This window comes from Kitasatospora sp. HPM-01-4 (assembly GCF_051374625.1).
In the GTDB taxonomy this organism is placed as follows: Bacteria; Actinomycetota; Actinomycetes; order Streptomycetales; family Streptomycetaceae; genus Kitasatospora.
Genome location: NZ_JBPQGP010000005.1, coordinates 3,191,140 through 3,217,434, shown reverse-complemented (window position 1 = coordinate 3,217,434; position 26,295 = coordinate 3,191,140). Strand labels below are relative to the sequence as shown.

At 70.6% G+C, this 26,295-nt stretch carries 27 protein-coding genes and 1 tRNA gene; 18 read left to right on the top strand and 10 right to left on the bottom strand.

What is annotated here, in order from left to right; all coding sequences use genetic code 11:
* Positions 1-246: 246 nt before the first annotated feature.
* On the top strand, positions 247-477 hold the full coding sequence (locus tag ACSMTC_RS13650; protein WP_436559956.1) for a hypothetical protein: 231 nt from the start codon (positions 247-249) through the stop codon (positions 475-477).
* Positions 478-508: 31 nt separating this feature from the next.
* Here ACSMTC_RS13650 and ACSMTC_RS13645 read toward each other — a convergent pair whose 3' ends face one another.
* A complete protein-coding gene (locus ACSMTC_RS13645; RefSeq protein ID WP_436559955.1) occupies positions 509-1,072 on the bottom strand; it encodes a GNAT family N-acetyltransferase in 564 nt (187 codons plus the stop codon).
* A 250-nt stretch (positions 1,073-1,322) separates the two neighbouring features.
* On the opposite strand from ACSMTC_RS13645, the gene ACSMTC_RS13640 reads away from it, so the two are divergent.
* The gene (locus tag ACSMTC_RS13640; RefSeq protein ID WP_436559954.1) at positions 1,323-1,856 is read left to right on the top strand and encodes a DinB family protein; all 534 of its coding nucleotides are present in this window, start codon (positions 1,323-1,325) and stop codon (positions 1,854-1,856) included.
* A gap of 70 nt (positions 1,857-1,926) precedes the next feature.
* On the opposite strand, the gene ACSMTC_RS13635 is transcribed toward ACSMTC_RS13640, so the two are convergent.
* Both ACSMTC_RS13635 and ACSMTC_RS13630 read right to left on the bottom strand, forming a co-directional pair.
* Complete coding sequence (locus ACSMTC_RS13635; protein ID WP_436559953.1) at positions 1,927-2,994, bottom strand: DUF2332 domain-containing protein; 1,068 nt, start codon at positions 2,992-2,994, stop codon at positions 1,927-1,929.
* A 119-nt stretch (positions 2,995-3,113) separates the two neighbouring features.
* Entirely contained in the window at positions 3,114-3,620 is a 507-nt protein-coding gene (locus ACSMTC_RS13630; protein WP_436559952.1) for an RNA polymerase sigma factor, read from the bottom strand.
* A 238-nt stretch (positions 3,621-3,858) separates the two neighbouring features.
* On the opposite strand from ACSMTC_RS13630, the gene ACSMTC_RS13625 reads away from it, so the two are divergent.
* Both ACSMTC_RS13625 and ACSMTC_RS13620 read left to right on the top strand, forming a co-directional pair.
* Complete coding sequence (locus ACSMTC_RS13625) at positions 3,859-5,043, top strand: cation diffusion facilitator family transporter (RefSeq protein ID WP_436559951.1); 1,185 nt, start codon at positions 3,859-3,861, stop codon at positions 5,041-5,043.
* 82 nt (positions 5,044-5,125) lie between these two features.
* Positions 5,126-6,013, top strand: a complete 888-nt coding sequence (locus ACSMTC_RS13620) for a hypothetical protein (protein WP_436559950.1) — start codon at positions 5,126-5,128, stop codon at positions 6,011-6,013.
* On the opposite strand, the gene ACSMTC_RS13615 is transcribed toward ACSMTC_RS13620, so the two are convergent.
* The gene (locus tag ACSMTC_RS13615) at positions 5,982-6,557 is read right to left on the bottom strand and encodes a hypothetical protein (RefSeq protein WP_436559949.1); all 576 of its coding nucleotides are present in this window, start codon (positions 6,555-6,557) and stop codon (positions 5,982-5,984) included. The genes ACSMTC_RS13620 and ACSMTC_RS13615 overlap by 32 nt on opposite strands.
* A 317-nt stretch (positions 6,558-6,874) precedes the next feature.
* Between ACSMTC_RS13615 and ACSMTC_RS13610 the strand changes: the two genes are divergently transcribed.
* Entirely contained in the window at positions 6,875-7,930 is a 1,056-nt protein-coding gene (locus ACSMTC_RS13610; RefSeq protein WP_436559948.1) for a type IV toxin-antitoxin system AbiEi family antitoxin domain-containing protein, read from the top strand.
* 180 nt (positions 7,931-8,110) lie between these two features.
* Here the strand turns inward: ACSMTC_RS13610 and ACSMTC_RS13605 are convergent, their stop codons facing one another.
* Positions 8,111-8,701: an isochorismatase family protein gene (locus ACSMTC_RS13605; RefSeq protein WP_436559947.1), complete on the bottom strand. Its 591-nt coding sequence runs from the start codon at positions 8,699-8,701 to the stop codon at positions 8,111-8,113.
* Positions 8,702-9,027: 326 nt separating this feature from the next.
* Positions 9,028-10,341 carry a nicotinate phosphoribosyltransferase gene (locus ACSMTC_RS13600; protein ID WP_436559946.1) on the bottom strand — a complete coding sequence of 438 codons (1,314 nt, stop codon included), beginning with the start codon at positions 10,339-10,341 and terminating at the stop codon, positions 9,028-9,030.
* Between the two features lie 131 nt (positions 10,342-10,472).
* Between ACSMTC_RS13600 and clpS the strand changes: the two genes are divergently transcribed.
* The 8 genes from clpS to ACSMTC_RS13560 all read left to right on the top strand — a co-directional run bounded on the left by clpS (position 10,473) and on the right by ACSMTC_RS13560 (position 16,482).
* Positions 10,473-10,766: an ATP-dependent Clp protease adapter ClpS gene (clpS, locus tag ACSMTC_RS13595; RefSeq protein ID WP_436559945.1), complete on the top strand. Its 294-nt coding sequence runs from the start codon at positions 10,473-10,475 to the stop codon at positions 10,764-10,766.
* A gap of 57 nt (positions 10,767-10,823) precedes the next feature.
* Complete coding sequence (locus ACSMTC_RS13590) at positions 10,824-11,396, top strand: DUF2017 domain-containing protein (protein ID WP_436559944.1); 573 nt, start codon at positions 10,824-10,826, stop codon at positions 11,394-11,396.
* A gap of 174 nt (positions 11,397-11,570) precedes the next feature.
* Positions 11,571-13,013, top strand: coding sequence for an amino acid permease (locus ACSMTC_RS13585; protein ID WP_436559943.1), 1,443 nt, complete (start codon positions 11,571-11,573; stop codon positions 13,011-13,013).
* A 44-nt stretch (positions 13,014-13,057) separates the two neighbouring features.
* Positions 13,058-13,480 carry a M67 family metallopeptidase gene (locus ACSMTC_RS13580; protein ID WP_436559942.1) on the top strand — a complete coding sequence of 141 codons (423 nt, stop codon included), beginning with the start codon at positions 13,058-13,060 and terminating at the stop codon, positions 13,478-13,480.
* A 150-nt stretch (positions 13,481-13,630) separates the two neighbouring features.
* Positions 13,631-13,771 (top strand): putative leader peptide, encoded by a 141-nt coding sequence (locus ACSMTC_RS13575; RefSeq protein ID WP_436559941.1) that lies wholly within the window; start codon positions 13,631-13,633, stop codon positions 13,769-13,771.
* 88 nt (positions 13,772-13,859) lie between these two features.
* Positions 13,860-14,141 (top strand): MoaD/ThiS family protein, encoded by a 282-nt coding sequence (locus ACSMTC_RS13570; RefSeq protein WP_436559940.1) that lies wholly within the window; start codon positions 13,860-13,862, stop codon positions 14,139-14,141.
* A 41-nt stretch (positions 14,142-14,182) separates the two neighbouring features.
* Positions 14,183-15,151, top strand: a complete 969-nt coding sequence (locus tag ACSMTC_RS13565) for a PLP-dependent cysteine synthase family protein (RefSeq protein WP_436559939.1) — start codon at positions 14,183-14,185, stop codon at positions 15,149-15,151.
* Between the two features lie 584 nt (positions 15,152-15,735).
* The gene (locus ACSMTC_RS13560; protein WP_436559938.1) at positions 15,736-16,482 is read left to right on the top strand and encodes an MBL fold metallo-hydrolase; all 747 of its coding nucleotides are present in this window, start codon (positions 15,736-15,738) and stop codon (positions 16,480-16,482) included.
* 162 nt (positions 16,483-16,644) lie between these two features.
* Here the strand turns inward: ACSMTC_RS13560 and ACSMTC_RS13555 are convergent, their stop codons facing one another.
* Positions 16,645-17,919: a PTS transporter subunit EIIC gene (locus ACSMTC_RS13555; RefSeq protein ID WP_436559937.1), complete on the bottom strand. Its 1,275-nt coding sequence runs from the start codon at positions 17,917-17,919 to the stop codon at positions 16,645-16,647.
* A gap of 295 nt (positions 17,920-18,214) precedes the next feature.
* Positions 18,215-19,504, bottom strand: coding sequence for a PTS transporter subunit EIIC (locus ACSMTC_RS13550; protein ID WP_436559936.1), 1,290 nt, complete (start codon positions 19,502-19,504; stop codon positions 18,215-18,217).
* 362 nt (positions 19,505-19,866) lie between these two features.
* Between ACSMTC_RS13550 and ACSMTC_RS13545 the strand changes: the two genes are divergently transcribed.
* From ACSMTC_RS13545 to rdgB, 4 genes are all read left to right on the top strand, one after another.
* Positions 19,867-20,100, top strand: coding sequence for a PTS sugar transporter subunit IIB (locus ACSMTC_RS13545; RefSeq protein ID WP_436559935.1), 234 nt, complete (start codon positions 19,867-19,869; stop codon positions 20,098-20,100).
* 110 nt (positions 20,101-20,210) lie between these two features.
* The gene (rph, locus tag ACSMTC_RS13540) at positions 20,211-20,936 is read left to right on the top strand and encodes a ribonuclease PH (RefSeq protein ID WP_436559934.1); all 726 of its coding nucleotides are present in this window, start codon (positions 20,211-20,213) and stop codon (positions 20,934-20,936) included.
* Positions 20,937-21,098: 162 nt separating this feature from the next.
* The gene (locus ACSMTC_RS13535; RefSeq protein WP_436559933.1) at positions 21,099-21,488 is read left to right on the top strand and encodes a hypothetical protein; all 390 of its coding nucleotides are present in this window, start codon (positions 21,099-21,101) and stop codon (positions 21,486-21,488) included.
* Positions 21,489-21,589: 101 nt separating this feature from the next.
* Positions 21,590-22,198: an RdgB/HAM1 family non-canonical purine NTP pyrophosphatase gene (gene rdgB / locus ACSMTC_RS13530; protein WP_436559932.1), complete on the top strand. Its 609-nt coding sequence runs from the start codon at positions 21,590-21,592 to the stop codon at positions 22,196-22,198.
* Between the two features lie 64 nt (positions 22,199-22,262).
* Here rdgB and ACSMTC_RS13525 read toward each other — a convergent pair.
* A tRNA-Leu gene (locus ACSMTC_RS13525) sits at positions 22,263-22,348 on the bottom strand.
* A 15-nt stretch (positions 22,349-22,363) separates the two neighbouring features.
* Positions 22,364-23,407, bottom strand: coding sequence for an HNH endonuclease signature motif containing protein (locus ACSMTC_RS13520; RefSeq protein WP_436559931.1), 1,044 nt, complete (start codon positions 23,405-23,407; stop codon positions 22,364-22,366).
* Positions 23,408-23,707: 300 nt separating this feature from the next.
* Between ACSMTC_RS13520 and ACSMTC_RS13515 the strand changes: the two genes are divergently transcribed.
* Complete coding sequence (locus ACSMTC_RS13515; RefSeq protein ID WP_436559930.1) at positions 23,708-26,206, top strand: chitinase C-terminal domain-containing protein; 2,499 nt, start codon at positions 23,708-23,710, stop codon at positions 26,204-26,206.
* Positions 26,207-26,295: the final 89 nt, after the last annotated feature.

Below are 26,295 nucleotides of genomic sequence, written 5' to 3'. Positions count from 1 at the left end.
ATCCTTGAGGGATCGTTCGGCTCACCCTTCCCACTCATAGCGGTTGTGAGCCGGCGCCAGTCTGACCCCGGTCCACAGTCAGATCAGTGGGTACCGGCAGCGCTGACACGCTCACGGATGGCGCAGGATCCGTTGCGGTAAACGGCCCTTCGGATAGGGATGGCTCGTCCATCGCCTATCCGAAGGGCCGACATGTTCTCTGCGACAGCGACAGCGACAGCTACAGCCACATCGGCATCAAGGTCGATGCTGAAGAGGTTCGCCACCCGCGCGCTGTGCTCAGCCGCTCTGCTGGCGGCGCCCCTGCTGGTGGCGCAGCCGGCGGTGGCCGATGGGGCGAAGACTCCGCGGGAGGCGGCGGTCTGCGACGGGCTGCTGAACGCGTTCTTCGGCAGGGCGCCCGGGTTCACTCAGCAGAATGTCAACGCGGTCTGCACGGTTCGGATGAACGGCGGCACGGGCGGCACGAGCAACTGACGGAAGGTCGGCGTCGGATGGCGGGGCCCGCTCACTGGGCGGGTGGCCGCCATTCGCTGCGCAGGGCGGCCATGCAGAGCACGTCGTAGCGCCGGCCCTCCCACATGTGGGCGTCGCGCAGGCGGCCTTCGAGTGCGAAGCCGGCCTTCTGGTAGGCGCGAATGGCGCGTGAGTTGAAGGAGTAGACCTCCAACTGGACCCGGTGCAGCCCGACCTGGCCGAAGGCGTAGCCGAGTAGGAGGCGTGCGGCCTCGGTGCCGTAGCCGCGGCCGGCGAGGCCGGGGCTGAGGGCGATGCGGAAGGCGGCGGACTCGCTGTCGTGGTCGATGTCGATCAGGGCGAGTTCGCCGAGGTAGTCGCCGGTGGTGCGGTCCTCGATGGCGAGGTCGAGCCGGCCGGGCTGGGTGGCGCGGTCGGCGCACCAGTCGCGGACGAAGTCGAGGGTGAACTCCCGGCGGGTGCCGGTGAGTCGGCGGTTCTCCGGGTCAACGGTGGCGTGCCAGAAGGGTTCCGCGTGCTGTGGGCCCAGGGGTACCAGGCGTACTTGTTCGCCGATCACGGTGGGTTTGTCGTTCAGGGCGTGGTCGTTGATCACTCAGTAGTTCTACTTGTGGGGTCACCGGTCGGACAAACCGCCTCCGGGTCGCCGGTGGGGCGTGGCCCCATTACGGACATGTACCTCGAAGCGGGTCGTGTCGCGCGGTGGAACTTCTCCTTCGGCGGGCGGTTGCTCGCGGTGGCCCCGGCGCGGGTGGTGGCCGACGGGGCGCGATTGGCGGGATATTGGTGTCGGCTGGCGGTCCGGCCGCTGGCGGAGACAGGGGCGGACGCGCCACCCTGGACGCATGATCACTCCTGACACCAAGGACTGGACCTGGGTCCTCCAACGCCCGTGCGCGGACTGCAGATTGGACACCCCGTCGGTGGTCCGCGAGGACGTTCCCGCGATGGTGCGCGCCAATGCCGACTCCTGGGTGGCCAGGCTCGCCGAGCTCCCCGATGCGCGGCTGCGCCGCCGTCCGCGCCCCGAGGTGTGGTCGGACCTGGAGTACGCCTGCCACGTCCGGGACGTGTTCCGGCTCTTCGCCGTCCGGCTCGACCTGATGCTCACCCAGGACGACCCGCTCTTCGCCAACTGGAACCAGGACGAGACCGCCGTCGCCGAGCAGTACGGCACCCAGGATCCGGCGGTCGTCGCGGTGGAGCTGGCCGAGGCGGCCGAGCGGCTGGCACAGGCCTTCGAGGCGGTCTCCGGCGAGCAGTGGCAGCGCACCGGCAACCGCAGCGACGGCGCGCGCTTCACCGTGGAGTCCTTCGCGCGCTACCTGATCCACGACCCGGTGCACCACCTCTTCGACGTCACCGGTGTCGTGATCTGAAGCCCCGGAGGGCCCGGCGTTCCCTTGGAGGGCCCGGTAGCCCCCAGAGGACCCGGCGTCCCCGGGAGGGTCAGAGAGCCCAGGCGGGGAGCCCGTGCGGCATGGCCTCGGCGAGCACCCGCTCCAGCTCGAAGTCGGCTCCGTCCCGCACGGTCAGCCGGAACCGGTGCTCACCGCCGACCCGGCGGGGCTCGAAGGCGATGTGGGCGAACGGCGCGGCGGCGGTGCTCGCCGCCGCCAGGCGCCGCAACTCGGTCTCGACCCGGGCCCATTCCCCGGCGGGGACGTACTGGCGCATGACGGAGTGCCAGACGACGGTCAGCGCGCCCTCCCGGGGTTCCACGCGGGTGAGGAACTCGGCGGCCCCGACCGGTTCGACCCGGGGCGGAATCGTGGCGGCGAGCCGGAGTGCCCCGTTCAGGCGGGCGGCGCGGGCGGGCTGGTCGGCCCAGACGTAGGCGCGCAGCGCGAGCGAGCCCTCGGGGGAGACCGGGTCGATCGGGTTCGGGTCGCAGCCCCTCCGCTCGGTGAAGGCCACGGCCGGCTGCGGGCCGGTGAGCCAGGCGGGCGGGGTGCCGCGCCAGGCGTCCGGGAGCAGGACGGGCGAGTCCTCGGAGCCGTGGGCGAAGCCGGCGGACTCGTAGCGGAAGCGGTCCGCGAGGAGGTTGAGCCCCGCACTGGAACCGAGTTCGAAGACCCTCACGGGGAAGGGGTGCCGGGCCAGGGTGTGGAGCAGCCCGGTGATCAGCAGGTTGGCGCGGCCGACCTCGTTGGTCTGCGGGGGACGGGTCATCCAGTCCCTGATCCAGGGGAGTTCGGCCGCCACGGTGGCGCGGAAGGCGGCCCAGGCCCGGTCCGCGGCGCCGGGGTCGAAGACGCCGCCGGCGCTCGGGTAGTGCACGGCGAGTTCCGTGGCCCGGCCGGTGAGCACCAGCGCGTGGACGCCGCCGAGCAGGCGCAGGGCGATCGCGTCGGGGCCGGGAGCGTCCTCGTACCCGGCGATGGCGTCGGCACACGGTCCGCCGTCCCGGATGTCCTCGGCGGCCCGCACGAGCAGCGCGGCGTACAGCGCTGACCCCAGTTCCTCGCAGGCCTCTGCCTGGCGTCCGAACATCGCGACGGCGTGGTCGATGGACATGGGAAGGGGACTCCTTGCCTGCGCGGGATCGGGATCCGGACGGAGATCATCCTTCGCCCGACGGGGTCGGCTGAGTAGGGTCCCGGCGGGTGATTACGGTCACGGCCGGCCCGGGCGGTTCACCAGTCGGCCGCTTCGTGCCGGAAGGCGTGCCGCAGCTGGCTGGCGATGCTCGCGGAGTCGCCGCCGACCACGTCGGCGATCTCGGGGGTGGCCAGGCCGACCACGTAGTGCAGGATGGCGAGGTCCTCGTCCAGGGCCGCGCGCCGCTGCTCCGGGAGGTTCCACTCCCTGGCGGAGGCCTGGCCGTCGGGACCGTCGCGGTGCGCGATCTGCTCCGCGACGGTGGTACGGAGGATCTGCCAGGCCGCGGCAGCCGGGTTGGGAGTGCCCAGGACCTCTCGCCACACCCCGGCCAGGGCGCGGAAGGCCAGTTCGACGATCGCCGCGGCCTGGGCCGGTTCGTGGAACCAGACCCGCGCGTAGCTCAGGTAGCGCGGATGGTGCAGTTCCCGGAACGCGGTGAAGTCCAGGGGCATGGCGGAGAGTTCGGTGAGATCTTCCCCGGCGGCGGGATCGTCTTCCGAGCTGCCCAGGCCGGTGGAAGGGACATGACGGTCGGTCACATCGGCCTCGCGATCTGGTCTCGGCGGCAAGGGAGCACCCTATGCTCACTCTAGGCCCTTGAGTGGCTGCTTTGAGTGACAAGTCCCATCAGATTCTTGGAATGGGCTTGATTGAGCCGCTATTTGACGACGTGTCAGCCGGTGTGCCCGGCCGGTGCGGTTGCAAGTATGTCGCAGCTGGTCAGGGTAGGTACAACGGCAGTGGCTGCAAGGGAGTTGGTGTGCGACCGTGGGCCTCATGGAGGCATACGCGGACCACCACCACGGCCCTGGCGCGAGCCGTGGCCGCACCCGTGGGGCCGCCGACCCGCACGCCCATGCCGGCGAGTACGGCGAGTACGGCGAGCGCTCCCACGAGCACGGCCGGCACCCCCACGGGCACGGTCAGTACGACGGGGGATACGACGGCCACGACTGCGGCCATGAGCACGACCGCGGTCATGAGCACGGCCACGGCCGGGAGCGCTCCTGGCGGGGCTTCGCCCACCGGCTCGGGCATCTGGTCGGGCCGCACTCGCACGAGGCCGCCGACCGGGTCGACAGCGCCCTGGAGTCCTCGGCCCGGGGCCTGCGCACGCTCTGGATCTCGCTGCTGGTCCTGGGTCTGACCGCCGCCGTGCAGGCGGCGGTCGTCGTCCTGTCCGGCTCGGTCGCCCTGCTCGGCGACACCGTGCACAACTTCGCCGACGCCCTGACCGCCGTGCCGATCGGGCTCGCCTTCCTGCTCGGCCGCCGGGCCGCCAACCGCCGCTACACCTACGGCTACGGCCGGGCCGAGGACCTCGCGGGAGTGGTCGTGGTGCTCGCCGTGCTGACCTCCTCGGTGCTGGCCGCCGCCACCGCCGTGGACCGGCTGCTCCATCCGCAGCCGGTCACCCACCTGTGGGCGGTCGCCGGGGCGGCGCTGGCCGGCTGCCTGGGCAACGAGTGGGTGGCGCGCCACCGGATCCGCACCGGGCGGGCGATCGGTTCGGCCGCCCTGGTCGCGGACGGGATGCACGCCCGCACCGACGGGCTGACCTCGCTGGCCGTGCTGCTCGGCGCGGCCGGCAGTGCGCTGGGCTGGCGGCCGGCCGACCCCGTCGTCGGTCTGGTGATCACCGGGGCGATCCTGCTGGTGCTGCGGACCTCCGTGCGCGAGGTCGGCCGGCGGCTGATGGACGCCGTCGATCCGGCTCTGGTGGACGCGGCGGAGCGGGAACTGCGTACGGTCGCGGGTGTGCAGGGGGTGGGGGCGCTGCGGATGCGCTGGATCGGGCACTCGCTGCGGGCGGAGGCCGATGTGGTGGTGGACGGCGGGCTGACGGTGGTCGCCGGGCACCAGGTGGCGGAGGCGGCCGAACGGGCGCTGATCAGGGCGGTTCCACGGCTGCTGGCCGCCACCGTGCACATCGACCATCCTCCGCCCGGGGTGGAACCCTGACGGTCGGTCATGGTCGGCTCAGGGGCGGGGCAGGGGTGTCACCGATGGCCGCGGGGGCGTGCCGGGCGGCAGGCTGGCGGCCATGGAGATCAAGAAGGCCGCCGCCGAAGCCGACACCGCCCGAGCCCACACCGCCCGTGCTGGCGCCGCCCAAGCCCGCTCCGCCCGAGCCCGCTCCGCCCGAGCCGCCACCGGAGCCCGTCCGCCCCTCGCCCGCAGGGCCGCGACCGTCCTTGCCGGAGCGGCCACCACGGCGGTGATCGCGGCGGCCTACGCACCCGCCTTCGCCCATGCGGAGACGGCGGCACCTACCCCCGCTCCGGCGGCCGTCCAGGGGTCCTTGATCGACCCCGGGCACACCGACTACCGGGACTGCCCCGGGCTTCCGGCCGGGGTGGACCCGTCCCGCTGGCGCTGCGAGGTGACCGTGAGCGCGCCGGTGCTGACGATCGGCGAGGTCCGGCAGCTGAAGCTTGCGCCGATCACCATGACGCATGCCGAGGGCCCGCTCGCGGACGGCACCATGGCCCAGGTCTGGGGCGGTATGCACACCACGCCGACCGTCGTGCCGGGAGGGCTCACCGGTGCCGGGGCGGGGAAGCACTCGGCGCTGACGGGTGTGACCGTCAAGCCGCGGTACGGCGGCCGTTCGGACTTCTACAACGGGCAGTTCAGCCTGGGCTTCGAACTCGCCGGCCCGCTGCTGCCCAAGGGCTGCGGCATCGGTGCGGACGCCCCGGTGGACTTCCGGCTGAAGCGCTCGGGCAATTCGGTCTGGCTGTCCCAGAACCCCCCTCTGATCAAGTTCTCGGCGTACGCCGACCAGTTCACCGTCCCTGCCGCCAAGGACTGCGGTCCGCTGTCCGGTCTGCTGAACCGCCGTCTCGGCCTGCCCTCCCCGGCCGGCAACCTGATGACCTACGACGCCGAGTACACCTTCAGGATGTACGACCGGCTGCCGGCCCGTTGACCTGCGCCTCCGCTCTCGCGGCAGGCTCCGCGGCCTGGCGGGCCCGCCGTGCCGCCGCCGCTGCGGCAGCCGAGGCCGCGGCTGCGGCCGCCGGTGCGGCGCTGCTGCGGTGCTCGCGTTCGGCGCGGCCCCGCTCGCTGCGGCTCCGGTCGGCGCCTCTGCGCTGGGCCGGGGTGCGGTCGGCCGGTTCGGCCCGGCACTGCTCGGGGATGCGCGGTGTGCCGCCTCTGGTGCGGGCCAGGTCCTCGACCGCCTCGCGGGCCGCGAGATAGGCCTGTACGGCGGCGATCCCGTAGACGGGCTGGATCAGCTGGTGCCCCTTGAAGAACGGGCGGGCGGGGGCGAAGCCCGCGGCGACCACCAGGTCGCGGATCTCGGCTATCTCCTCCTCGGTGCGAGCGGTGAAGCGGACCTCCCACCCCTTCTTGTACGTGCGGCCGTCCTCGCCGTTGCGGCGGGCCAGATCTGGCTGGCGGACGTAACCGGGCAGTCGGCCGAGACGAAGTTGGGCGGCACGCAGGCCGGCGGACTCATCGCGTGGCATGAGGTGATGGTAGGCAATCCCGGAGGGCGGTCGTGACCTCGGGGTGGTGCTTCACCGTATGGCCTTCGTCACTGTCGGTCAGCCATCCCAGCTCAGCGCGGGATTCCGGGCAGGCGCCATCGGAGCCAGCGGATGGTGAAAAAACCGGATGGCACATGTCAACTCCGGTCGAAAGCGGCAAGGTGGTGAACGTCCGTTACGCCGAACGAGTGAGGATATGGGGACTTTAGTGCGGGGTAGTCCCGATTTGGCGACGGTTGGGTAACAGTGCGTCAGGTCGTGAATGTGGCGGCCTGGCTGTTGGGGAGGGTGTCGGCATGAACTACCAGACTCCTCCCTCGCACCCCTCGCTCGAAGAACTGGCGCGCCGTCAGCAGAACGTCATCACGGCCAGTCAGCTGCGTGCCAGGGGCGTGCCGACCAGGCTGGTCAGCGAGCACTGCCGGCGGGGTGGTCCATGGCAGCGGGTGCTGCCCCGGGTGTACCTGCTGCAGGACGGCGAGCCCACCCCCGAGCAGCGGATGTGGGCGGCGCTGCTGTACGCGGCGCAGAACGGCCGCGAGGAGGGCCGCCGCGAGGGCGCGGTGATCACCGGCGCGGCGGCACTCGCCCTGTACGGCTTCGCCTCGGCACCCCGGCTGCCCGCGGTCACCGAGGTGGACGTCCTGGTGCCCAGGCAGCGGCGGCTCAGGGACGTCGGCGAGGTCCGGATCCGGCGCACCGAACGGGAGTTGGAGGCGCGCTCGGTGCACGGCCTGGCCTGCGCCCCGGTGGCGCGGGCGGTCGCGGACGCCGTACGCGAATGGACGGACGAGGGCGTGTTCGACCGCGGCGAGGCCCGGCCCGAGCTGCTGCGCGCCGTGCTCGGGGAGGCGGTCTCCGGGGGGCCGGCGGGTCCGGGCCTGGTGAGCGGCGAATCCCGGTGCACACTGCGGGAGTTGCTGACCGAGCTGCGGGAGGCGGACCTGCTGGGCGAGGCCCGGGTGAGGGCGGCGCTGGACGAACTCCTGGCCGCGGAACGGGAGTCGACGCTCGACCGGATCGGCGAGCTGGTGGACGAGTGGCTGCTCCCGGTCCCGCTGACCAGCCCCGAACTGCGGATGCGGGGCGGCACGTACATCGCGGTGCCCGACCTGTACTGGCCCGCGGTGGGGGTGGCGGTGGAGGTGGACTCGGAGCTGCGCTGTGTCAGCGAGGGCGAGTCGGCCTGGGTCAGGGGCGGACAGCAGCGGATGGAGTACCTCGGGGTACGGGTGGTCCACCTCTCGGGGGAGCGGGTCGCGGCGGAGCCCGACGCGGTGGGCGCCGAGCTGCGGGAGGCGTTCGTGGCGGGTGGGGCGGATGTGGTGGAGCTGGTCGTCGCCGAGCGCTGAACGGCCGTGCGGCGGGCGTTTCGGGGCAGAGCCGTGGTGCGGCCCCGTGGTCACGGGCGCGCCGGAAGGGTTTCGAGGGCGGCGGGTGCCGTCGGCGCGACCGCGAGCGGGGGAGTCAACGCACCACCGTGCGGGGCCGGTGGCGCGGGCGGTCGGCCGGGTTCCGTGTCCTCGCCAGGCTCAGGACTGCACTGCCGGGCTCCCGGTCAACTCGACGCCAGCGAGACGGAGTTCGGCGAGAGCGGCTTCGGTGGTGGCGGGGGCGACCCCGGCGGTGAGGTCCAGCAGGACCCGGGTGGTGAAGCCCTCGCGGGCGGCGTCCAGGGCGGTGGCCCGGACGCAGTGGTCGGTGGCGATGCCCACCACGTCCACCGCGGTGACGTTCCGCTCGCGCAGCCAGCCGGCCAGCGTCTCGCCGTTCTCGTTGCCGCCCTCGAAACCGCTGTACGCGGCCGAGTGGGCGCCCTTGTCGAAGACCGCCTCGATCGCGCCCGAGGTGACGGACGGCGCGAAGTTGGGGTGGAAGCCGACGCCCTCGGTGCCCGCGACGCAGTGTGCGGGCCAGGAGTCGACGTAGTCGGGCTCGGCGGAGAAGTGCGGACCCGGGTCGATGTGGCAGTCCCGGGTGGCGACGATGTGCGCGTACCCGGGGGAGGCCTCGGCGATCAGGTCGGTGATCGCGGCGGCCACCTCGGCCCCGCCGGCGACGGCCAGACTGCCGCCCTCGCAGAAGTCGTTCTGCACATCGACGACGATCAGTGCCCGGTGCATGGGGTGCTTCCTTGGGTGGATTCGGTGGTGCGGCGGCTCGGTGCGGCGGTCCGCTGGTGTGGCCACTCTAGGGAGTTACGCGCGTAGGCGGAAGCCTGGCGGCAGGGCCCGGCAGGCCGGTGCCCGGGCGGCGCGGAACCGGCTCGACCGGCCTGGTGCGCGACCGGCCCGGCGGCCCCTCGCCGCGGACCCGGGCCCCCGCATCGCGGGGGCACGGCGAGCCGTGCACGGGGGGCCGCACGGCGGTGTGCGGTTCCCCCTCCCGGAGGACCGGCGGAGGGCAGCCCTCAGGGGATCACCCGCGCCCGGAGCGCGCCCCCGGGAGTTCAGGAGGCCAGCAGTTCGGTGACCAGTACCGGCTCGCCCTTGGAGAGCTGGGTGGCCGACAGCGGGAGGGTGGAGCGGGCGTGCTTGTGGCGCTCCCTGGCGGCGGCGAGCGGCTCGCGGCCGACCACCTCGCCGCCGCGGATCAGCGGAACGTGCAGCAGGTGCGGCGCCAGGTGCTCGGGCACCGGCCCCGTGCCGACCACCTCGGCCTCGGCCACCCCGTCCTCGTCGGGCCGCCGGGCGGCCCACTTGAGGCCGCCGACGCTGGTCTTGCCCCCAGCCGAGCGCTTGGCGACCGGCTGCAGCGGACCGTCCGGCGTGGCGGCCCGGGCGACCAGCTTGTAGACCATCGCGCAGGTCGGGTGCCCGCTGCCGGTGACCAGGCTGGTGCCGACGCCGTAGCCGTCCACGGGGGCGGCGGCGAGCGCGGCGATGGCGTACTCGTCCAGGTCGGAGGTGACGATGATCCGGGTCTTCTCGGCGCCCAGCTCGTCCAGCTGGCGGCGGACCCGGTGGGCGAGCAGGGTGAGGTCGCCGGAGTCGATCCGCACGGCGCCGAGGGTGGGCCCCGCGACCTCCACGGCGGTACGGACCGCCTCGGCCAGGTCGTAGGTGTCCACCAGCAGGGTGGTGCCCCGGCCCATCGACTCGATCTGGGCGGTGAAGGCGTCCCGCTCGCTGTCGTGCAGCAAGGTGAAGGCGTGCGCGGCGGTGCCGGCCGTCGGGATGCCGTAGGTGTATCCGGCCTCCAGATCGGAGGTGGCGGTGAACCCGGCGATGTACGCGGCGCGGGCGGCGGCGACGGCGGCGCCCTCGTGGGCCCGGCGGGCGCCCATCTCGATGCAGGGGCGGCCCCCGGCCGCGCTGGTCATCCGGGATGCGGCGGCGGCGACGGCCGAGTCGTGGTTGAGGATCGAGAGGATGACGGTCTCCAGGATGACCGCCTCGGCGAAGCTGCCCTCGACGGTGAGGACCGGTGAGCCGGGGAAGTAGACCTCGCCCTCGGGATAGCCGTGCACATCGCCGGTGAACCGGTAGTTCGCCAGGAACTCCAGGGTGTCCTCCTCCACCACACCCCGGTCGCTGAGCCAGTCCAGCTGGGCGGTGCTGAAGCGGAAGGCCTCGATCGCGTCCAGCAGCCGACCGGTCCCGGCCACCACACCGTAGCGGCGGCCGTTGGGCAGCCGCCGGGTGAACACCTCGAAGACCGAGCGGCGGTGCGCCGCCCCGCTGCGCAGCGCGGCCTGCAGCATGGTCAGCTCGTAACGGTCGGTGAGCAGCGCGGTGGAGCGGTGCGAGGTGATGGCGTCCATGCTGATGATGCTACTACCACTTAGCGTCAAAGTGACGATTTCTGTCGGGTGGAGTGACCCGGATTCGCCCGGACCTCCCCCGGATGGAAGCATGAGAGACGGAAACCGTGCCCTGATGAGGAGTGGCTGCCGTGAGTGTCGCGCCCGTGGAGATCGAGCGCCCGGAGGTCGAAGGCATTCCGGCAGTGGAGCCGGACACCCCCTGGGTGACCATCGTCCACAATGACCCGGTCAACCTGATGAGCTACGTCCAGTACGTCTTCCAGGCCTACTTCGGCTTTCCGAAGGACAAGGCCAGGAAGCTGATGATGGAGGTGCACACCAGGGGCAGGGCGGTGGTCTCCAGCGGTACCCGCGAGGAGATGGAGCGGGACGTGCAGGCGATGCACGGCTACGGACTGTGGGCGACCCTTCAGCACGACTGACCGCGCGCGACCTGCTGCGACCTCTGACACACGACGAAGACGGGCTGATTGGGACTCATGGCTGGGTTGTTCGAGAGTGCCGGTGACGGTGGCGCGGCGATCGCGCTGGACGAGCTGGAGGCCTCCATCCTGCGCTCGCTCGAGGTGCAGATGCTGGAGCTGATCGGGCCCGGTCCCGGTGGGGACGGCGACGATCCGCTGGCGGCGCTGTTCGCCGAGGGGCCGACCGAGGCGCCCGCCGATCCGGCGCTGGCCCGGCTGTTTCCGGACGCGTACGGCGATCCGGGGGCGGTGGCCGACTCGGAGACCCGGGCGATGGCGGGCGAGTTCCGCCGCTACACCGAGCCGGACCTGCGCACCCGCAAGCGGGACGACGCGCTGAACGTGATCAGGGCGCTGGACGGGCTCGGCGGCGAGGGCGGTGTGGTGACGGTCGCGGCGGCGGACTGCCGGCACTGGCTGGGGGCGCTGAACGACCTGCGGCTCACCCTGGGCTCCCGGCTGGAGGTCGCCGAGGACGACGAGGACTTCTACGGGCTGCCGGACAGCGATCCGCGCAAGCCGCTGGTGATGGCCTATCTCTGGCTCGGCGGGATGCAGGAGTCGCTGCTCACCGCGATGGCCGGCTGAGCGTTAACGCCCGATAACCCCCTGTCCACCTGTTGGACAGGGGGTTATCTCATTTCAGGCGTATCATCACAAAAACGGACATGCCATGCTCAAGTAACGCTCAGATACCCGCCGGTATCCGGACAAACCGTGGTAGGACTTCTCCTCTTTCCCCCACGACCCAAGGCGGTGGCCATGGCCGATCAGGCGTATGACGAAGTCGTCGACACCGAACCGGATGAGGAGGGCTATGCCCGCGGGCTGGGCAGCCGCCAGATCCAGATGATCGCCATCGGCGGCGCCATCGGCACCGGCCTCTTCCTCGGCGCCGGCACCGCCATCTCCAAGGCGGGCCCCAGCCTCATCCTCAGCTACGCGGTGGCCGGCCTGGTGATCTTCGCGATCATGCGGGCGCTGGGTGAGCTGCTGACCTACCGACCGGTCTCCGGCAGTTTCGCCGAGTACGCGAGGGAGTTCCTCGGCCCGTTCGCCGGGTACGTCACCGGCTGGACCTACTGGCTGTTCTGGGTGGTCACCGGCATGGCCGAGACCACCGCCGCCGCCGTCTACATAAAGTACTGGGAACCGGACATCCCGCAGTGGGTCAGCGCGCTGGGCTTCCTGGTGATCCTCTACGCCGCCAACCTGATCTCGGTGAAGGTCTTCGGGGAGATAGAGTTCTGGTTTTCGATGATCAAGGTGACGGCGATCATCGGCATCATCCTGATCGGCATCGGAGTGCTCACCCTCGGCTTCAGCAAGGCGGGTGACACGGCGTCGGTCACCCACCTGTGGCACGAGGGCGGCTTCTTCCCCAAGGGCATCGGCTCGACCGTGATGACCCTGCAGATCGTCATGTTCGCCTACCTCGGTGTCGAGCTTGTCGGCGTCACCGCGGGGGAGAGCCAGAACCCCGAGAAGACCCTGCCCCGGGCGATCAACACCCTGCCCTGGCGGATCGCGCTGTTCTACATCGGCGCGCTGATCATCATCCTGTCCCTGGTCCCGTGGACCGAGTTCCAGCCCGGCGTGAGCCCGTTCGTGGCCGCCTTCGGCAAGATCGGGATCCCGGCCGCGGCCGGCATCATCAACTTCGTGGTGCTCACCGCGGCGCTCTCCTCCTGCAACTCCGGGATGTACTCCACCGGCCGGATGCTGCGTGACCTCGCGCTGCGCGGCCAGGCTCCCGGCCGCCTGACCCTGCTCAACGCCCACAGGACCCCGGCCTCCGCGATCACCGTCTCCTGCGCGCTGATGGGCCTGGGCGTGGTGCTGAACTACCTGGCCCCGGCCAAGGCGTTCGAGTACATCACCTCGGTCGCGACCGTCTGCGGCATCTGGACCTGGGCGATGATCCTGATCTGCCAGATCCGCTACCACAAGGCCTGGAAGAACGGGCACCTGCCGCCGCCCAGCTTCAAGGCGCCCGGCGGCGTGGTGGCCAGCTGGGCCGCGCTGGTCTTCCTGGCCGTGGTCATCGTGCTGATCGGCCTCGACCCGGACAACCGGATCTCGCTCTACGTCTTCCCGTTCTGGGCGGTGCTGCTGGTGGTCGGCTACCAGGTGCTCAAGCGCTCCCGCCCGGAGGCCGTCCAGGCCCAGGCGCACGACCATCTGCACGTCAAGTCCGGCAGGTGAGACGAGGCCGGGAGCGCCCGAGCGGGCCTGGCTATCCTGACCGCATGCTGACCATCACCCGAGAGCTGCACGACGCGATCGTGGCCCACGCCCGCGCCGACCACCCGGACGAGGCCTGCGGCGTGGTCGCCGGACCGGCCGGCAGCGACCGCCCCGAGCGCTTCATCCCGATGCTCAACGCGGCCCGCTCGCCCACGTTCTACGAGTTCGACTCCGGTGACCTGCTGAAGCTCTACCGCGAGATGGACGACCGGGACGAGGAGCCGGTGGTGGTCTACCACTCGCACACCGCCACCGAGGCCTACCCCTCGCGCACCGACGTCAGTTACGCCTCCGAGCCGAACGCCCACTACGTCCTGGTCTCCACGGCCGAGGGCAACGGGGAGGGCGACCCCTTCCAGTTCCGCTCGTTCCGCATCGTGGACGGTGTGATCACGGAGGAAGACGTCCAGGTCGTCGAGGTCTAGCGGTCCGGCTCGACGAGGGCCCGCCGCACCGTCCCCGGACGGTGCGGCGGGCCCTTCTGCTTCCGGGCGAATCCCAAGGGGAGGAACGGAAACATCCGTATCGCAAGACGGAGATGTCGGTGCGGGCCCGGGAATCTATACGATGAGCCCATGCGTTCCGTCGATGTGAGAACTCAGGCCCCGGGCATCCGCCTCGTGGCGCGCCTGCACATCGACCTGTGCCGGCTCGCCAGTTCGATCTGTCCCCACGCGGCGGAGCCGCTCACCGACACGACCGCCGACGCCAGCTGACCTCGGCGCCGAACCGCCGCCCCGCCCAGGGGCCAACCGCCCTGCCGCGAGCCCTGCGGCACCCGACCGACTCCACAGGAGCGCAGCCATGGCCATCGAGGTCCGCATCCCGACCATCCTCCGCCCCTACACCGACGGCGCCAAGGCCGTCGAGGGCACCGGCAGCAACCTCGGGGAGCTCTTCGCCGACCTCGACACCCGCCACGCGGGCATCGCCGAGCGGCTGCTGGAGGAGAGCGGAGAGCTGCGCCGCTTCGTCAACGTCTACCTGAACGACGAGGACGTCCGCTTCCTCGGCGGTGTCGCCACCGAGCTCTCCGACGGCGACAGCGTCACCATCCTTCCCGCCGTGGCCGGCGGAGCCCGCTGACCCTCCCGCTCCCCGCCCACTCCTCAGCCGCCGGAGGCCCCGTGCGCTACGACAGTCCGCTCGAAGCCGTCGGCAACACGCCGCTGGTCCGCCTGCCCCGGCTCTCCGCCGCCATCCCCGGCAACACGGAGGGCCTGGTCAGCCTCTGGGCCAAGCTGGAGGACCGCAACCCGACCGGCTCGATCAAGGACCGCCCGGCCCTGCACATGATCGAGCGGGCCGAGGCGGCCGGCCGGCTCACCCCCGGCTGCACCATCCTGGAGCCCACCAGCGGCAACACCGGCATCTCGCTCGCCATGGCGGCCAAGCTCAAGGGCTACCGCATGGTCTGCGTGATGCCGGAGAACACCAGCGAGGAGCGCCGCGAGCTGCTGCGGATGTGGGGAGCGGAGATCATCTCCTCGCCCGCGGCCGGCGGTTCCAACACCGCCGTCCGCATCGCCAAGGAGATCGCGGCCGAGCACCCCGACTGGGTGATGCTCTACCAGTACGGCAACCCGGACAACGCCGGTGCGCACTACGCCACCACCGGCCCCGAGATCCTCGCCGACCTGCCGACCGTCACCCACTTCGTCGCCGGACTCGGCACCACCGGCACCCTGATGGGCGTCGGCCGCTACCTGCGCGAGAAGGTCCCCGGCATCCGGATCGTCGCCGCCGAACCGCGCTACGACGACCTGGTGTACGGCCTGCGCAACCTCGACGAGGGCTTCGTCCCCGAGCTGTACGACGCCGAGGTGCTCTCCACCCGGTTCAGCGTCGGCTCCCAGGACGCGGTCCGCCGCACCCGCGAACTCCTCCAGCAGGAGGGCATCTTCGCCGGGGTCTCCACCGGTGCGATCCTGCACGCCGCGATCGGCGTCGGCCGCAAGGCCGCGCAGGCGGGCGAGCGGGCCGACGTGGTCTTCGTGGTCGCCGACGGCGGCTGGAAGTACCTGTCCACCGGGATCTACACCGCCGCCACCACCGAGGAGGCCGTCGAGGCGCTCCAGGGGCAGCTCTGGGCCTGACGGTCCGTCAGTTCGACCGGAGGGTGCGGCAGTCGCAGGGCGCCGCACCCTCGTCCGGTTCGAGGCCGTGACCACGGCGTTTCGCCGGTCGCGGTACGACGACGGGGTCCATGGCGCGCCGGCGCATCCGCTCCGGGCCAGGACGCCGGCCCCCACGGCCCCGGGGCCTCGCCCCACGCCTGGGGGCCTCGCACCACGGCGGTCGGGGTGAGCCCGCGCGGCAGTGACCTGTGCTCCTGTGCGGAGACCGCCCGGCACATCGGCGTCCGGACCGACACCGTCCGGACCGACGCCGTCCGGACCGACGCCGGCCAGAGCGCCGTCCGCAGCCGGCCGGGCCGCCGCCGAGCGGGCGCCCACGCGGCGCGGTCGGGCGTTCGGTCGGGCATGCGTACGGCTCTGCCCGACGGTCCGTACGGGCGTGGGCGCGGGCCCGGCCCGTTCTGGTGATTCCAGCCACAGCGCGGCACGGGGACGGGGACAGAGTGCCTCCGCGCCCTTACTCTCGACAGGCGAACACAGTGCTACCGGCAGGTAGTGGCAGTGGCTGCGGACCATGACCCAGTGGGGCGGAGGGGCTCGGCATGAAACTGACCGTGGTGGGGTGCTCGGGGAGCTTCCCGTCCGCCGACTCGCCCTGCTCCAGCTACCTGGTCGAGGCCGACGGCTACCGCGCCGTCCTGGACCTCGGCAACGGCGCCCTCGGCGCGCTGCAGAACTACTGCGGGCTGTACGAGGTCGACGCGGTGCTGCTCACCCATCTGCACGCGGACCACTGCATCGACCTCTGCGCGTACTGGGTCGCCCGCAACTACCGGGTGGAGGGGTGCCCCCCGGCCATCCCGGTCTACGGTCCGCACGGCACCGCCGAGCGGCTCGCCCGCGCGTACGACATGCCCGAGGAGCCGGGGATGAAGGAGGTCTTCGACTTCCACACCCTGAACTCGGGCAGCTTCCGGCTGGGCCCGCTGCGGGTCACCGCCGTGCCGGTGAACCACCCGGTCGAGGCCTACGCCTTCCGGATCGAGCACGGCGGCCGCAGCCTGGTCTACTCCGGCGACACCGGTGAGAGCCCCGAACTGGTCGAACTCGCCCGGGGGGCCGACCTCTTCCTCTGCGAGGCCGCCTTCACCCACGGCAAGGAGGAGATCGAATCCGTCCACCTCAACGGCCGCCAGGCCGGGGAGCACGCCGAGGCCGCCGGGGTGGGGCGCCTGGTGCTCACCCACATCCCGCCGTGGACGGACGCCGAGGGCAACCGGCGCGACGCCGCCAAGGAGTACCACGGCCCGGTCGAAATCGCCCGGGCCGGCGCGACGTACGAGGTCTGAGACGGCCTCAGCGGCGCCGCGCCCGGCCGTCCTGGCATGACCTCAACTCGCCTGCTCCGGGCGGGAATTCGCGCTTCTCCGCGGGGTGTGGCCGGGCCCGTGAACGGGTGGACCCCGCCTCGCGTGCGCGGGGCGGGGTCCGTGGGCGTGGCGCGGAGGGCGTCAGGCCTTGGTGACGTCTTCGATCTCCTCCTCGGGCTCGCGGCCCGGGGTGGGGAGGTTGAACTTGGTGATCGCGAAGCGGAACAGCACGTAGTACAGCGCCGCGAAGACCAGGCCGATCGGGATGATCAGCCAGGGCTCGGTGGCCTTGCTCCAGGACAGGGCGTAGTCGATCAGGCCGCCGGAGAAGGTGAACCCGTCGTGGACGCCCAGCGCCCAGGTGATGCCCATCGACAGGGCGGTCAGCACGGCGTGGATCGCGTACAGGACCGGGGCGATGAACATGAAGGAGAACTCGATCGGCTCGGTGACACCGGTGACGAACGAGGTGAGCGCGAGCGAGACCATCATGCCCATCACGGCCGGACGGCGCTCGGGGCGGGCGCAGTGCGCGATGGCGATGGCGGCGGCGGGGAGCGCGAACATCATGATCGGGTAGAAGCCGGTCATGAACTGTCCGGCGCTCGGGTCGCCGGCGAAGAAGCGGGTCAGGTCGCCGTGGACGACGGTACCGTCCGCCTTGGTGTAGTCACCGGTCTGGAACCAGGCGTAGGAGTTGACGAACTGGTGCATGCCGACCGGCAGCAGACCGCGGTTGACCAGGCCGAACGCGCCGGCGCCGAAGGCACCGGCACCGATCAGGGTGTTGTTCAGGCTGCCGATGGCGTCGCCGACGGGCCCCCAGCACAGGGCGAAGAGCACACCGACGCCGGTGCCGACGAAGGCCATGATGATCGGGACCAGCCGGCGGCCGTTGAAGAAGCCGAGCCAGTCGACCAGCCTCTTGCGGTGGTACTTCTGCCAGAGGACCGCGCTCAGCAGGCCGATGACGATGCCGCCGAGCACACCCGGGTTCTGGTACGTCGCGGCGACCCACTTGCCGTTGTCGATGTGGCCCTCGGTGATCGGGAACGCGGTCAGCACGTTCTTGTAGACCAGGAAGCCGACCAGCGCGGCGAGCGCGGTGGAGCCGTCGGCCTTCTTGGCGAAGCCGATCGCGATGCCCACGGCGAACAGCAGCGGGAGGTTGTCGAAGACGGCACTGCCCGCGGTGGAGAACACCGCGGCGACCTTGCCCCAGCCGAGCCCGTCCTTGCCGAAGACGTCATCCTGGCCCAGCCGCAGCAGCAGACCGGCTGCCGGCAGCACGGCGATCGGGAGCTGGAGGCTCCGGCCGATCTTCTGCAGACCCTGGAGCAGGTTCTGGCCGAACTTCTTGGCAGGGGAAGGGGCCGGTGCCGCAGCGGGCGCCGATGCCTGCGCAGTCGTACTCATGGGGGATGGTTCCTAACGACAGGGCGGGTCGGACGGGGGACGTCCAATGGGGGCCGAACCGCGAACTGGTCTACACCACTAGTGGTGTAGACCAGCTTTGTAGCACGTGTGGACGAGGGGGGAAAGGGCGGAAAGGCACGCCGGTGGGAAGCGCTATGAAATCGAAACCTTGATGCGGATTAATGATCACGTCGCCCGGCGGAACCGTGATTTTGGAGAGTTGCGCAACAAAATACCGGTGCCCGGGCCGAACGATTCACGACGGGAATTCTCCGCACCCGGCGGCGGCTTCCGCTCAGGCCTTGGTGACGTCCTCGACCTCGGACTCCTCCTCGCGCCCCGGGGTCTTCAGATCGAACCTGACGATGATCAAGCGGAACACCGCGTAGTAGACCGCCGCGAAGCAGAGCCCGATCGGGATGATCAGCCACGGCCTGGTGGCCAGGCCCCAGTTGATCACGTAGTCGATCAGGCCGGCCGAGAAGCTGAACCCGTCGTGCACCCCGAGCCCCCAGGTGACCGCCATCGACACGCCCGTCAGGACGGCATGCGCCCCGTACAGCCCTGGCGCGATATAGGCGAAGGAGTACTCGACCGGCTCGGTGACACCGGTGACGAACGAGGTCAGGGCCACCGAGCCCATCAGACCGTAGATCTCCCTGCGGCGGTGGGGACGGGCCGAGTGCGCGATCGCCATCGCGGCGGCGGGCAGCGCGAACATCATGATCGGGAAGAAACCCGAGGTGAACTGCCCGGCCGTCGGATCGCCCGCCAGGAAACGCGGAATGTCACCGTGGACCGTCGATCCGTCGGGCTTCACGAAGTCGCCGAACTGGAACCAGACGAACGTGTTCAGCAGCTGGTGCATACCGATCAGCAGCAGCGAGCGGTTGGCCAGCCCGAAGACCCCCGACCCGACGGCGCCGAGATCGGAGAGCCACCTGCTGAAGGAGGTCAGCGCATCCCCGATCGGCGGCCAGACCCACAGGAACAGGCAGGCGAGGACCAGTCCGACCAGCGCCGTGATCATCGGCACCAGCCGCCGGCCGTTGAAGAAGCCCAGCCAGTCCACCAGCCTGGTCCGATGGAACCGCACCCACAGCCACGCGGACGCCAGGCCGAGCAGAATGCCGCCCAGCACACCCGGATTCCGGTACGTCGCCGCTGCCGCCCGCGCCGAGGAGACGTCCACGCAACTGTCACCGACCAGCACGGTCGGCGCCCTGCAGGCGAGGGGGAAGGCGTGCAGCACCCGGTAGTAGACCAGGAACCCGACCACGGCGGCGAGCGCGGTCGAACCATCGGCCTTCCTCGCCATCCCGATCGCCACACCGACGCAGAACAGCAACGGCAGCCCGAACGAGGAGTCCAGCAGCGCACCACCGGCCGCGGCGAACACCCTGGCGACGTCCTCCCAGTCCAGGCCGTCCCTGCCGAAGACGTCGTCCTGGCCGAACCGGTTCAGCAGACCCGCCGCCGGCAGCACGGCCACCGGAAGCTGCAGGCTGCGCCCCATCTTCTGCAGGCCGCCGTAGAAGCCGTGCCACCACCGGCCCCGCGGGACGGCGGCGCCTGCTGAGCTCATCTTCGCCCTCCGGATACGGTGGCGGTCGCGGAACCCTGGGGCCCCGTCCCTCGTTGCGCGAAGTGCACCTAAGATTGGTGTAGACCACCATCGGCGGGGTCGGCCGCACCGGGCCGCACGCCCTACTGATCGTCCATTCTCGAATGAAGATCGGTAACGTGCGCGCCGGAATGCTCCATCAGTGGCCTGACATGGCACACCCGGCGGACTCGGGTGATGCTGGTCGCGCTGCCCGGCGGCGCGCCACAGCTGAGCCCGCATCAACTCCGGCAGCCACCCCCGGCTCCGGCCGGGGCACCCCAGCACCGAGCAGTACGGCACCCGGCAGAGCAGCCGACGCGCCGAGACAGAGGGAGAAAGACATGGCCAGCAAGGCTGAGAAGATCGTCGCCGGCCTCGGCGGGATCGAGAACATCGAAGAGGTCGAGGGCTGCATCACCCGCCTGCGGACCGAGGTCGTCAACCCCGAGCTCGTCGATGAAGCCGCGCTCAAGGCCGCCGGCGCCCACGGCGTCGTCAAGATGGGCACCGCGATCCAGGTCGTCATCGGCACCGACGCCGACCCGATCGCCGGTGAGATCGAGGACATGATGTAACCGAGCCCACAGGCTCACCGCGAAGGCCCACCGGCCACCCCGACCGGCGGGCCTTCGCGCGTTCCACGCCCGTTCTTCGCACGCCCCGGAAACGACTACGCTCAAAGGCTATGTCACGCATCGACGGCCGCACCCCCGACCAGCTCCGCCCCGTCACCATCGAACGAGGCTGGAGCAAGCACGCCGAAGGCTCCGTCCTCATCACCTACGGCGACACCAAGGTGCTCTGCACCGCCAGCGTCACCGCAGGCGTCCCCCGCTGGCGCAAGGGCAGCGGCGAAGGCTGGGTCACCGCCGAGTACTCCATGCTCCCGCGCGCCACCAACACCCGCGGCGACCGCGAATCCGTCCGCGGCAAGATCGGCGGCCGCACCCACGAGATCAGCCGCCTCATCGGCCGCTCACTGCGCGCCGTGGTCGACCACAGCGCCCTCGGCGAGAACACCATCGTGCTCGACTGCGACGTCCTCCAGGCCGACGGCGGCACCCGCACCGCCGCCATCACCGGCGCGTACGTCGCCCTGGCCGACGCCGTCTCCTGGGCCCGCGACAAGAAGCTGTTCCGCGCCAACGCCCGGCCGATCACCGGCGGCGTCTCCGCCATCAGCGTCGGCATCGTCGGCGGCACCCCCATGCTCGACCTCCAGTACGAGGAGGACGTCCGGGCCGAGACCGACATGAACATCGTCTGCACCTCCGACGGCCGCTTCGTCGAAGTCCAGGGCACCGCCGAAGGCGCCCCCTTCGACCGCGACCTGCTCAACCAGCTCCTCGACCTCGGCACCCTCGGCTGCGCCGAACTGGACGAGATCCAGCGCAAGGCCCTGCAGAGCTGAACACCCGTCAACACCGGACGGGTTCCGGGAACGCCCGCTGTACAGGCCGCGCCCGGAACCCGTACCGTTCGGCACAGTGATCCGGAACCGGGAACCGCCGGCACCCCACCGGCCGTCCTCCCATACCGGACCAGCCCCAGTGCCACCACCGGAGGACCAGCGATGCAGCCCAGCATCAACCGCTCCACCACCCTCGCCGCAGCCGCACTCATCCTCCTGCTGCCACTCAGCGCCGTCAGCTGCTCCGCCGCCCAGAAAGCGGTCGACTGCGGCAGCACCGCCGTGAAGATCGCCGGCGATGTCGCCGACGCCGGCACCGCCTACAACAACGCCGACAAGGACCCGCAGGCCGCAGGCAAAGCTCTGCAGAAGCTCAAGCAGGACCTCGACCAGATCGGCCGCAACTCCAGCGACACCGACCTCGCCAAGGCAGTCGACGACCTCCGCACCCAGGCGGACAAGGCCCAGCAGGCGATCAACGACAAGCAGACGCCCGACCTCAAACCGCTCGGCGACGCGGCAGCCCAGCTCACCAAGGTCTGCGCCAAGTGAACCGGCGGCCAGGCAGGTGAGCCGCCGCGACGACGAGCCGCCCAGGCACGTGAACCGCTGACCGGAACGTGCCGACTCCGCAGGTCAGTAGGGTGGACCGCATGACTACCCGACGCCTCGTCCTCGCCACCCGAAACCAGCACAAGGTCACCGAACTGCGCGCCATCCTCGGCGACGCCGGCCTGGACGTCGAACTCGTCGGCGCCGACGCCTACCCCGAAATCCCCGACGTACCCGAGACCGGCGTCACCTTCGCCGAGAACGCCCTCCTCAAGGCACACGCCCTCGCCCGCGCCACCGGACTGCCCGCCGTCGCCGACGACTCCGGCCTCTGCGTGGACGTCCTGAACGGCGCGCCCGGCATCTTCTCCGCCCGCTGGGCCGGAAAGCACGGCGACGACCGCGCCAACCTGGAACTCCTCCTCGCCCAGCTCTCCGACATCTCCGACCCGCACCGCGGCGCCCACTTCGCCTGCGCCGCCGCACTCGCCCTCCCCGACGGCACCGAGCGCGTGGTCGAGGGCCGACTGCCCGGCACGCTGCGCACCGCCCCGGCCGGCGACGGCGGCTTCGGCTACGACCCGATCCTCCAGCCCCTCGGCGAGACCCGGACCTGCGCCGAGCTCACCGCCGAGCAGAAGAACGCCATCAGCCACCGCGGCCAGGCCTTCCGGGCACTGGCACCGGTGGTCAGGGAACTGCTGGGCTGACGGGGCGTCGGTGGACACAACGAAGGCCCACTCCGTGATCACCCGGGGTGGGCCTTCGGCAGCGTACGGCCGGAGGGATTCGAACCCTCGCGGGGAATACCCCACTGGGACCTAAACCCAGCGCGTCTAAGCCAGCTCCGCCACGGCCGCTCGTACTGCTGCCCATCATGCTACTTGGCTTGCAGAACGGATGACACCTCCATTCCCCCGGAGTCGAACCTTGCCTCGGTTTCCGCCGCACCAGGTCTCTGTTCGGGCGTGACAGTTAGGGCAGAGGAACCGGAGGTTCTCGGGGCGGTTGTCAAGCCAGTCGCCATTGATGTGATCGATCTGGAGGGTGATCGGTCCGCCCATCCACTCACCGGGATTCCCGCAGGACTTGCATCGGTAGGGCATCCCGATGGCCTCCATCGCTCGCCGTAGTCGGGGGTGGTTGAGCCGGGTGGACCCGGGTGGGAGTACCCGGAGGAGATCGGTGGGCTGCCGCTGTGTCGGCATTCGGGGTGGAAGGTCCGTCGAGCGCCGGGTGAAGTGGGAGGTGTCCAGACCCAGTTTGTGCACACGGGTCCGGACCTTGCGGTGGTTGGCGGAGTTGGTGACGAGCCCGAACCGGCGCATGACCTGTGCGAAGCTGCTGGATTCGGCGACGGCTGTACGTAGCTCCTGCTCGTCGAAGGCCATGGTGGCGTACATGAAGTGCGCGGTGTCGAGCTTCAGCTGCCTGACGGCCTGGCCGAGCAACCGACGGGTGTCGCTGTCTCCGTTGGCGACCCCGAGCAGTTTTGCCACCTCGCGGACACTGCGTGCCACGCGGACTGCCTGCTCGATCTCTGCTCGGGTGAAGGGGAGTTCGGAGTCAGCAGCTCGGTTCATCAGCGGGAAGTGGCTGATGTCGATTCCCGCCCTGTCAATGCGCCGCCGCAGGTGAGAGAGGGTGCCACTGGCGGGAGTGGCACCCAGCTTCTGCGCGGTCTCGCGCAGGTTGGTCGACTCAGCCACTGCGGCGGCGATGGCCGAGTCGGAGTACTTCACCCAGGGGCTGGCCTGTTTGAAGTGGCCGGTGTCGAGGCCAAGCGTCTTGGCGACCTTCTGTAGCTGCTTTCGCCTGCCGCCGCTGATCTCGACGCCGAGGTTGCGCATCAGGTCGTTCCAGTTCCGCGAACGTGCCACCTGGGCAGCAAGGTTGGTCGGCTCGTAGGTGTCGTTCATTGGGTGCCTCCGCGAGTGGATTGGGCGCCCGTCCCCCGCACACACAAACGAGCGGCGGGCGAACCGGTCACGGCCGTCCGGGAGATGGGGGAGTGCCGAGAGGGCCGCCGCATGAACGTGACGACAGTTGCCGTCAATTGGTACAGACCTATTGACCTACTGGTTCAGACCACATACGGTCACGCCAACCTGCGGCCTGGCAGCGGCACGAGTTGACCGGCAGTCAGCCGCACGATGCTTCCCGATCCCCCACGAGCGCGTCCCCCCACGGCGCGCGCGGCACTCACTCCTGGAGGCCGAGTGTTGATCAGAACCAGGGCCGAGCAGCGCCCCACCGCTGCCGGCCGCCCCATCGCCACCGGTATACGGGCGGCGCTGGCCACCGTGGCCGCCGCCGGGCTGGCCGGTCTGCTGGTGGCCACGCTGGGTGCGGCGCCCTCGCGGGCGTCGGCGCCGGTGGACAACCAGTCGTGTCGGCCCGACGGGATGTACACCACGCCCGGGGTGGATGTGCCGTACTGCGACGTCTACGACGGCTCGGGCCGGGAGATGATGGGCGCGGACCACCCGCGCCGGGTCATCGGCTACTTCACCGGCTGGCGCACCGGCAGGGACGGTACGCCCGCGTACCTGGTGAACAACATCCCCTGGGACAAGGTCACCCACCTCAACTACGCCTTCGCGCACGTCGGGAGCGACAACCGGATCTCGGTGGGTTCGGACGGTCCGAGCAACGCGGCGACCGGGATGACCTTCCCCGGGGTGGCGGGTGCGGAGATGGACCCGTCGCTGCCGTACCAAGGGCACTTCAACCTGTTGAGCAAGTTCAAGAAGCAGTACCCGAACGTCAAGACGATGATCTCGGTGGGCGGTTGGGCCGAGACGGGGGGCTACTTCGACGACTCGGGCAACCGGGTGGCTTCGGGCGGCTTCTACTCGATGACGGTCAACGCGGACGGCAGCGTCAACCAGGCGGGCATCAACACCTTCGCGGACTCGGCGGTCGCGTTCGTCGAGAAGTACGGCTTCAACGGCGTCGACCTCGACTACGAGTACCCGACCTCGATGAACAACGCCGGGAACCCGCTGGACTGGACGATCGCCAACGGCAAGCGGGCATCCCTGATGAAGGGCTACGCGGCGCTGCTGAAGACCGTGCGGGAGAAGCTGGACCGGGCCTCGGCGCAGGACGGCCGGTACTACCTGCTGTCGGTGGCGGCGCCGTCCTCGGGCTATCTGCTGCGAGGTATGGAGACGTTCCAGGTGACGCAGTACCTGGACTACGTCAACATCATGTCGTACGACCTGCACGGGGCCTGGAACCAGTACGTCGGCCCGAACGCCTCGCTGTACGACGACGGCAACGACGCCGAGCTCAAGGCCGCCAACGTGTACGGCACTTCGCAGTACGGCGGGATCGGCTATCTGAACGGCGACTGGGCGTACCACTACTTCCGGGGTTCGATGCCGGCCGGCCGGATCAACCTCGGACTGCCCTACTACACCCGGGGTTTCAAGAACGTCACGGGTGGCACCAACGGCCTGTGGGGGACGTCCTCGACGACCAGCTGCCCGGCGGGATCCGGGCTGACGACCTGTGGTGACGGTGCGGTCGGCATCGACAACCTGTGGCACGACCTGGACGCCAACGGCAAGGAGTCCCCGGCGGGTTCGAACCCGATGTGGCACGCCAAGAACCTGGAGAACGGCATCCTGCCGGACTACCTGTCGAAGTACGGCGTGACGGACACCCCGCTGACCGGTACCTACGCGCGGAACTACAGCTCCTCGCTGGTGGCGCCGTGGCTGTGGAACTCGGCCAAGAAGGTGTTCCTGTCGACCGAGGACGAGCAGTCGGTCAACGCCAAGGCGGACTACCTGGTCAGCCAGGGCGCCGGTGGCGCGATGATCTGGGAGCTGGCGGGCGACTACACCTTCGACCCGGCGGCCAACGGCGGCAAGGGCGAGTACGTGGCGGGCTCCACGCTGACCACGGACCTGTACAACAGGTTCAAGTCGGCCTCGCCGTACGGTGCGACGCGTTCGACGATCGCGCTGCCGACGCGGACCCTGCCGGTCGACGTGTCGTTCACCAACTTCGCGCTCGGTGACAGCAACTACCCGATCAACCCGAAGATCCACATCGTCAACAACTCGCAGCTGACGCTGCCGGGCGGTACCGAGTTCCAGTTCGACTACGGCAACTCGGCTCCGGGGAACGCCAAGGACCAGTCCGGCTACGGGCTGACGGTGATCCGGCAGGACAACACCGGGGGCAACAACATCGGCGGGCTGAAGGGGACCTACAACCGGGTCTCGGTGAAGCTGCCCGCCTGGCAGTCGCTGGCGCCGGGGGCCTCGGTCGACATCGACTTCGTCTACTACCTGCCGGTGAGCACCCCGGCGAACTGGACGGTCAACGTCGGGGGCACGCTGTACGGCCTCGCCGGGGACTTCACCAGGGGTGCGGGTGGAGGTGCCTCCTCGCCGAGCTCCTCGCCTTCCGGCGGCCTGAGCTCCTCGCCGAGCTCCTCGCCTTCGTCCAGTCCGAGCTCCAGCCCGAGCTCCAGCCCGAGCAGCAGCCCGAGTTCCAGCCCGAGTTCCAGCCCGAGCAGCAGCCCGAGTACGCCCGCGAGTTGCACCGGTGCGCCGAGCTGGAGCGCGGCCACGGTCTACGCCGCCCCGGGCACCAAGGTGTCCTGGAAGGGCCACTACTACAGCAACAAGTGGTGGACCCAGGGCGAGGACCCCTCGACCACCGGCCAGTTCGGAGTCTGGAGCGACCTCGGTCCCTGCTGATCCCGGACGGCGGACGGCGGCGGTGCACCCGGTCGGGGTGCACCGCCGCCGTCGGTGCGCGGTCGCCGCCCCGTGGCGGGCGGCCGGGC

Bases quoted from the DNA above. Each gene is read 5' to 3' on its own strand.
- ACSMTC_RS13650 (WP_436559956.1), top strand. From the start codon at position 247: ATGCTGAAGAGGTTCGCCACCCGCGCGCTGTGCTCAGCCGCTCTGCTG.
- ACSMTC_RS13640 (WP_436559954.1), top strand. From the start codon at position 1,323: ATGATCACTCCTGACACCAAGGACTGGACCTGGGTCCTCCAACGCCCG.
- ACSMTC_RS13635 (WP_436559953.1), bottom strand. From the start codon at position 2,994: ATGTCCATCGACCACGCCGTCGCGATGTTCGGACGCCAGGCAGAGGCC.
- ACSMTC_RS13625 (WP_436559951.1), top strand. From the start codon at position 3,859: ATGGAGGCATACGCGGACCACCACCACGGCCCTGGCGCGAGCCGTGGC.
- ACSMTC_RS13620 (WP_436559950.1), top strand. From the start codon at position 5,126: ATGGAGATCAAGAAGGCCGCCGCCGAAGCCGACACCGCCCGAGCCCAC.
- ACSMTC_RS13615 (WP_436559949.1), bottom strand. From the start codon at position 6,557: ATGCCACGCGATGAGTCCGCCGGCCTGCGTGCCGCCCAACTTCGTCTC.
- ACSMTC_RS13610 (WP_436559948.1), top strand. From the start codon at position 6,875: ATGAACTACCAGACTCCTCCCTCGCACCCCTCGCTCGAAGAACTGGCG.
- ACSMTC_RS13605 (WP_436559947.1), bottom strand. From the start codon at position 8,701: ATGCACCGGGCACTGATCGTCGTCGATGTGCAGAACGACTTCTGCGAG.
- ACSMTC_RS13600 (WP_436559946.1), bottom strand. From the start codon at position 10,341: ATGGACGCCATCACCTCGCACCGCTCCACCGCGCTGCTCACCGACCGT.
- ACSMTC_RS13590 (WP_436559944.1), top strand. From the start codon at position 10,824: ATGGCTGGGTTGTTCGAGAGTGCCGGTGACGGTGGCGCGGCGATCGCG.
- ACSMTC_RS13585 (WP_436559943.1), top strand. From the start codon at position 11,571: ATGGCCGATCAGGCGTATGACGAAGTCGTCGACACCGAACCGGATGAG.
- ACSMTC_RS13580 (WP_436559942.1), top strand. From the start codon at position 13,058: ATGCTGACCATCACCCGAGAGCTGCACGACGCGATCGTGGCCCACGCC.
- ACSMTC_RS13575 (WP_436559941.1), top strand. From the start codon at position 13,631: ATGCGTTCCGTCGATGTGAGAACTCAGGCCCCGGGCATCCGCCTCGTG.
- ACSMTC_RS13570 (WP_436559940.1), top strand. From the start codon at position 13,860: ATGGCCATCGAGGTCCGCATCCCGACCATCCTCCGCCCCTACACCGAC.
- ACSMTC_RS13560 (WP_436559938.1), top strand. From the start codon at position 15,736: ATGAAACTGACCGTGGTGGGGTGCTCGGGGAGCTTCCCGTCCGCCGAC.
- ACSMTC_RS13555 (WP_436559937.1), bottom strand. From the start codon at position 17,919: ATGAGTACGACTGCGCAGGCATCGGCGCCCGCTGCGGCACCGGCCCCT.
- ACSMTC_RS13550 (WP_436559936.1), bottom strand. From the start codon at position 19,504: ATGAGCTCAGCAGGCGCCGCCGTCCCGCGGGGCCGGTGGTGGCACGGC.
- ACSMTC_RS13545 (WP_436559935.1), top strand. From the start codon at position 19,867: ATGGCCAGCAAGGCTGAGAAGATCGTCGCCGGCCTCGGCGGGATCGAG.
- rph (WP_436559934.1), top strand. From the start codon at position 20,211: ATGTCACGCATCGACGGCCGCACCCCCGACCAGCTCCGCCCCGTCACC.
- ACSMTC_RS13535 (WP_436559933.1), top strand. From the start codon at position 21,099: ATGCAGCCCAGCATCAACCGCTCCACCACCCTCGCCGCAGCCGCACTC.
- rdgB (WP_436559932.1), top strand. From the start codon at position 21,590: ATGACTACCCGACGCCTCGTCCTCGCCACCCGAAACCAGCACAAGGTC.
- ACSMTC_RS13520 (WP_436559931.1), bottom strand. From the start codon at position 23,407: ATGAACGACACCTACGAGCCGACCAACCTTGCTGCCCAGGTGGCACGT.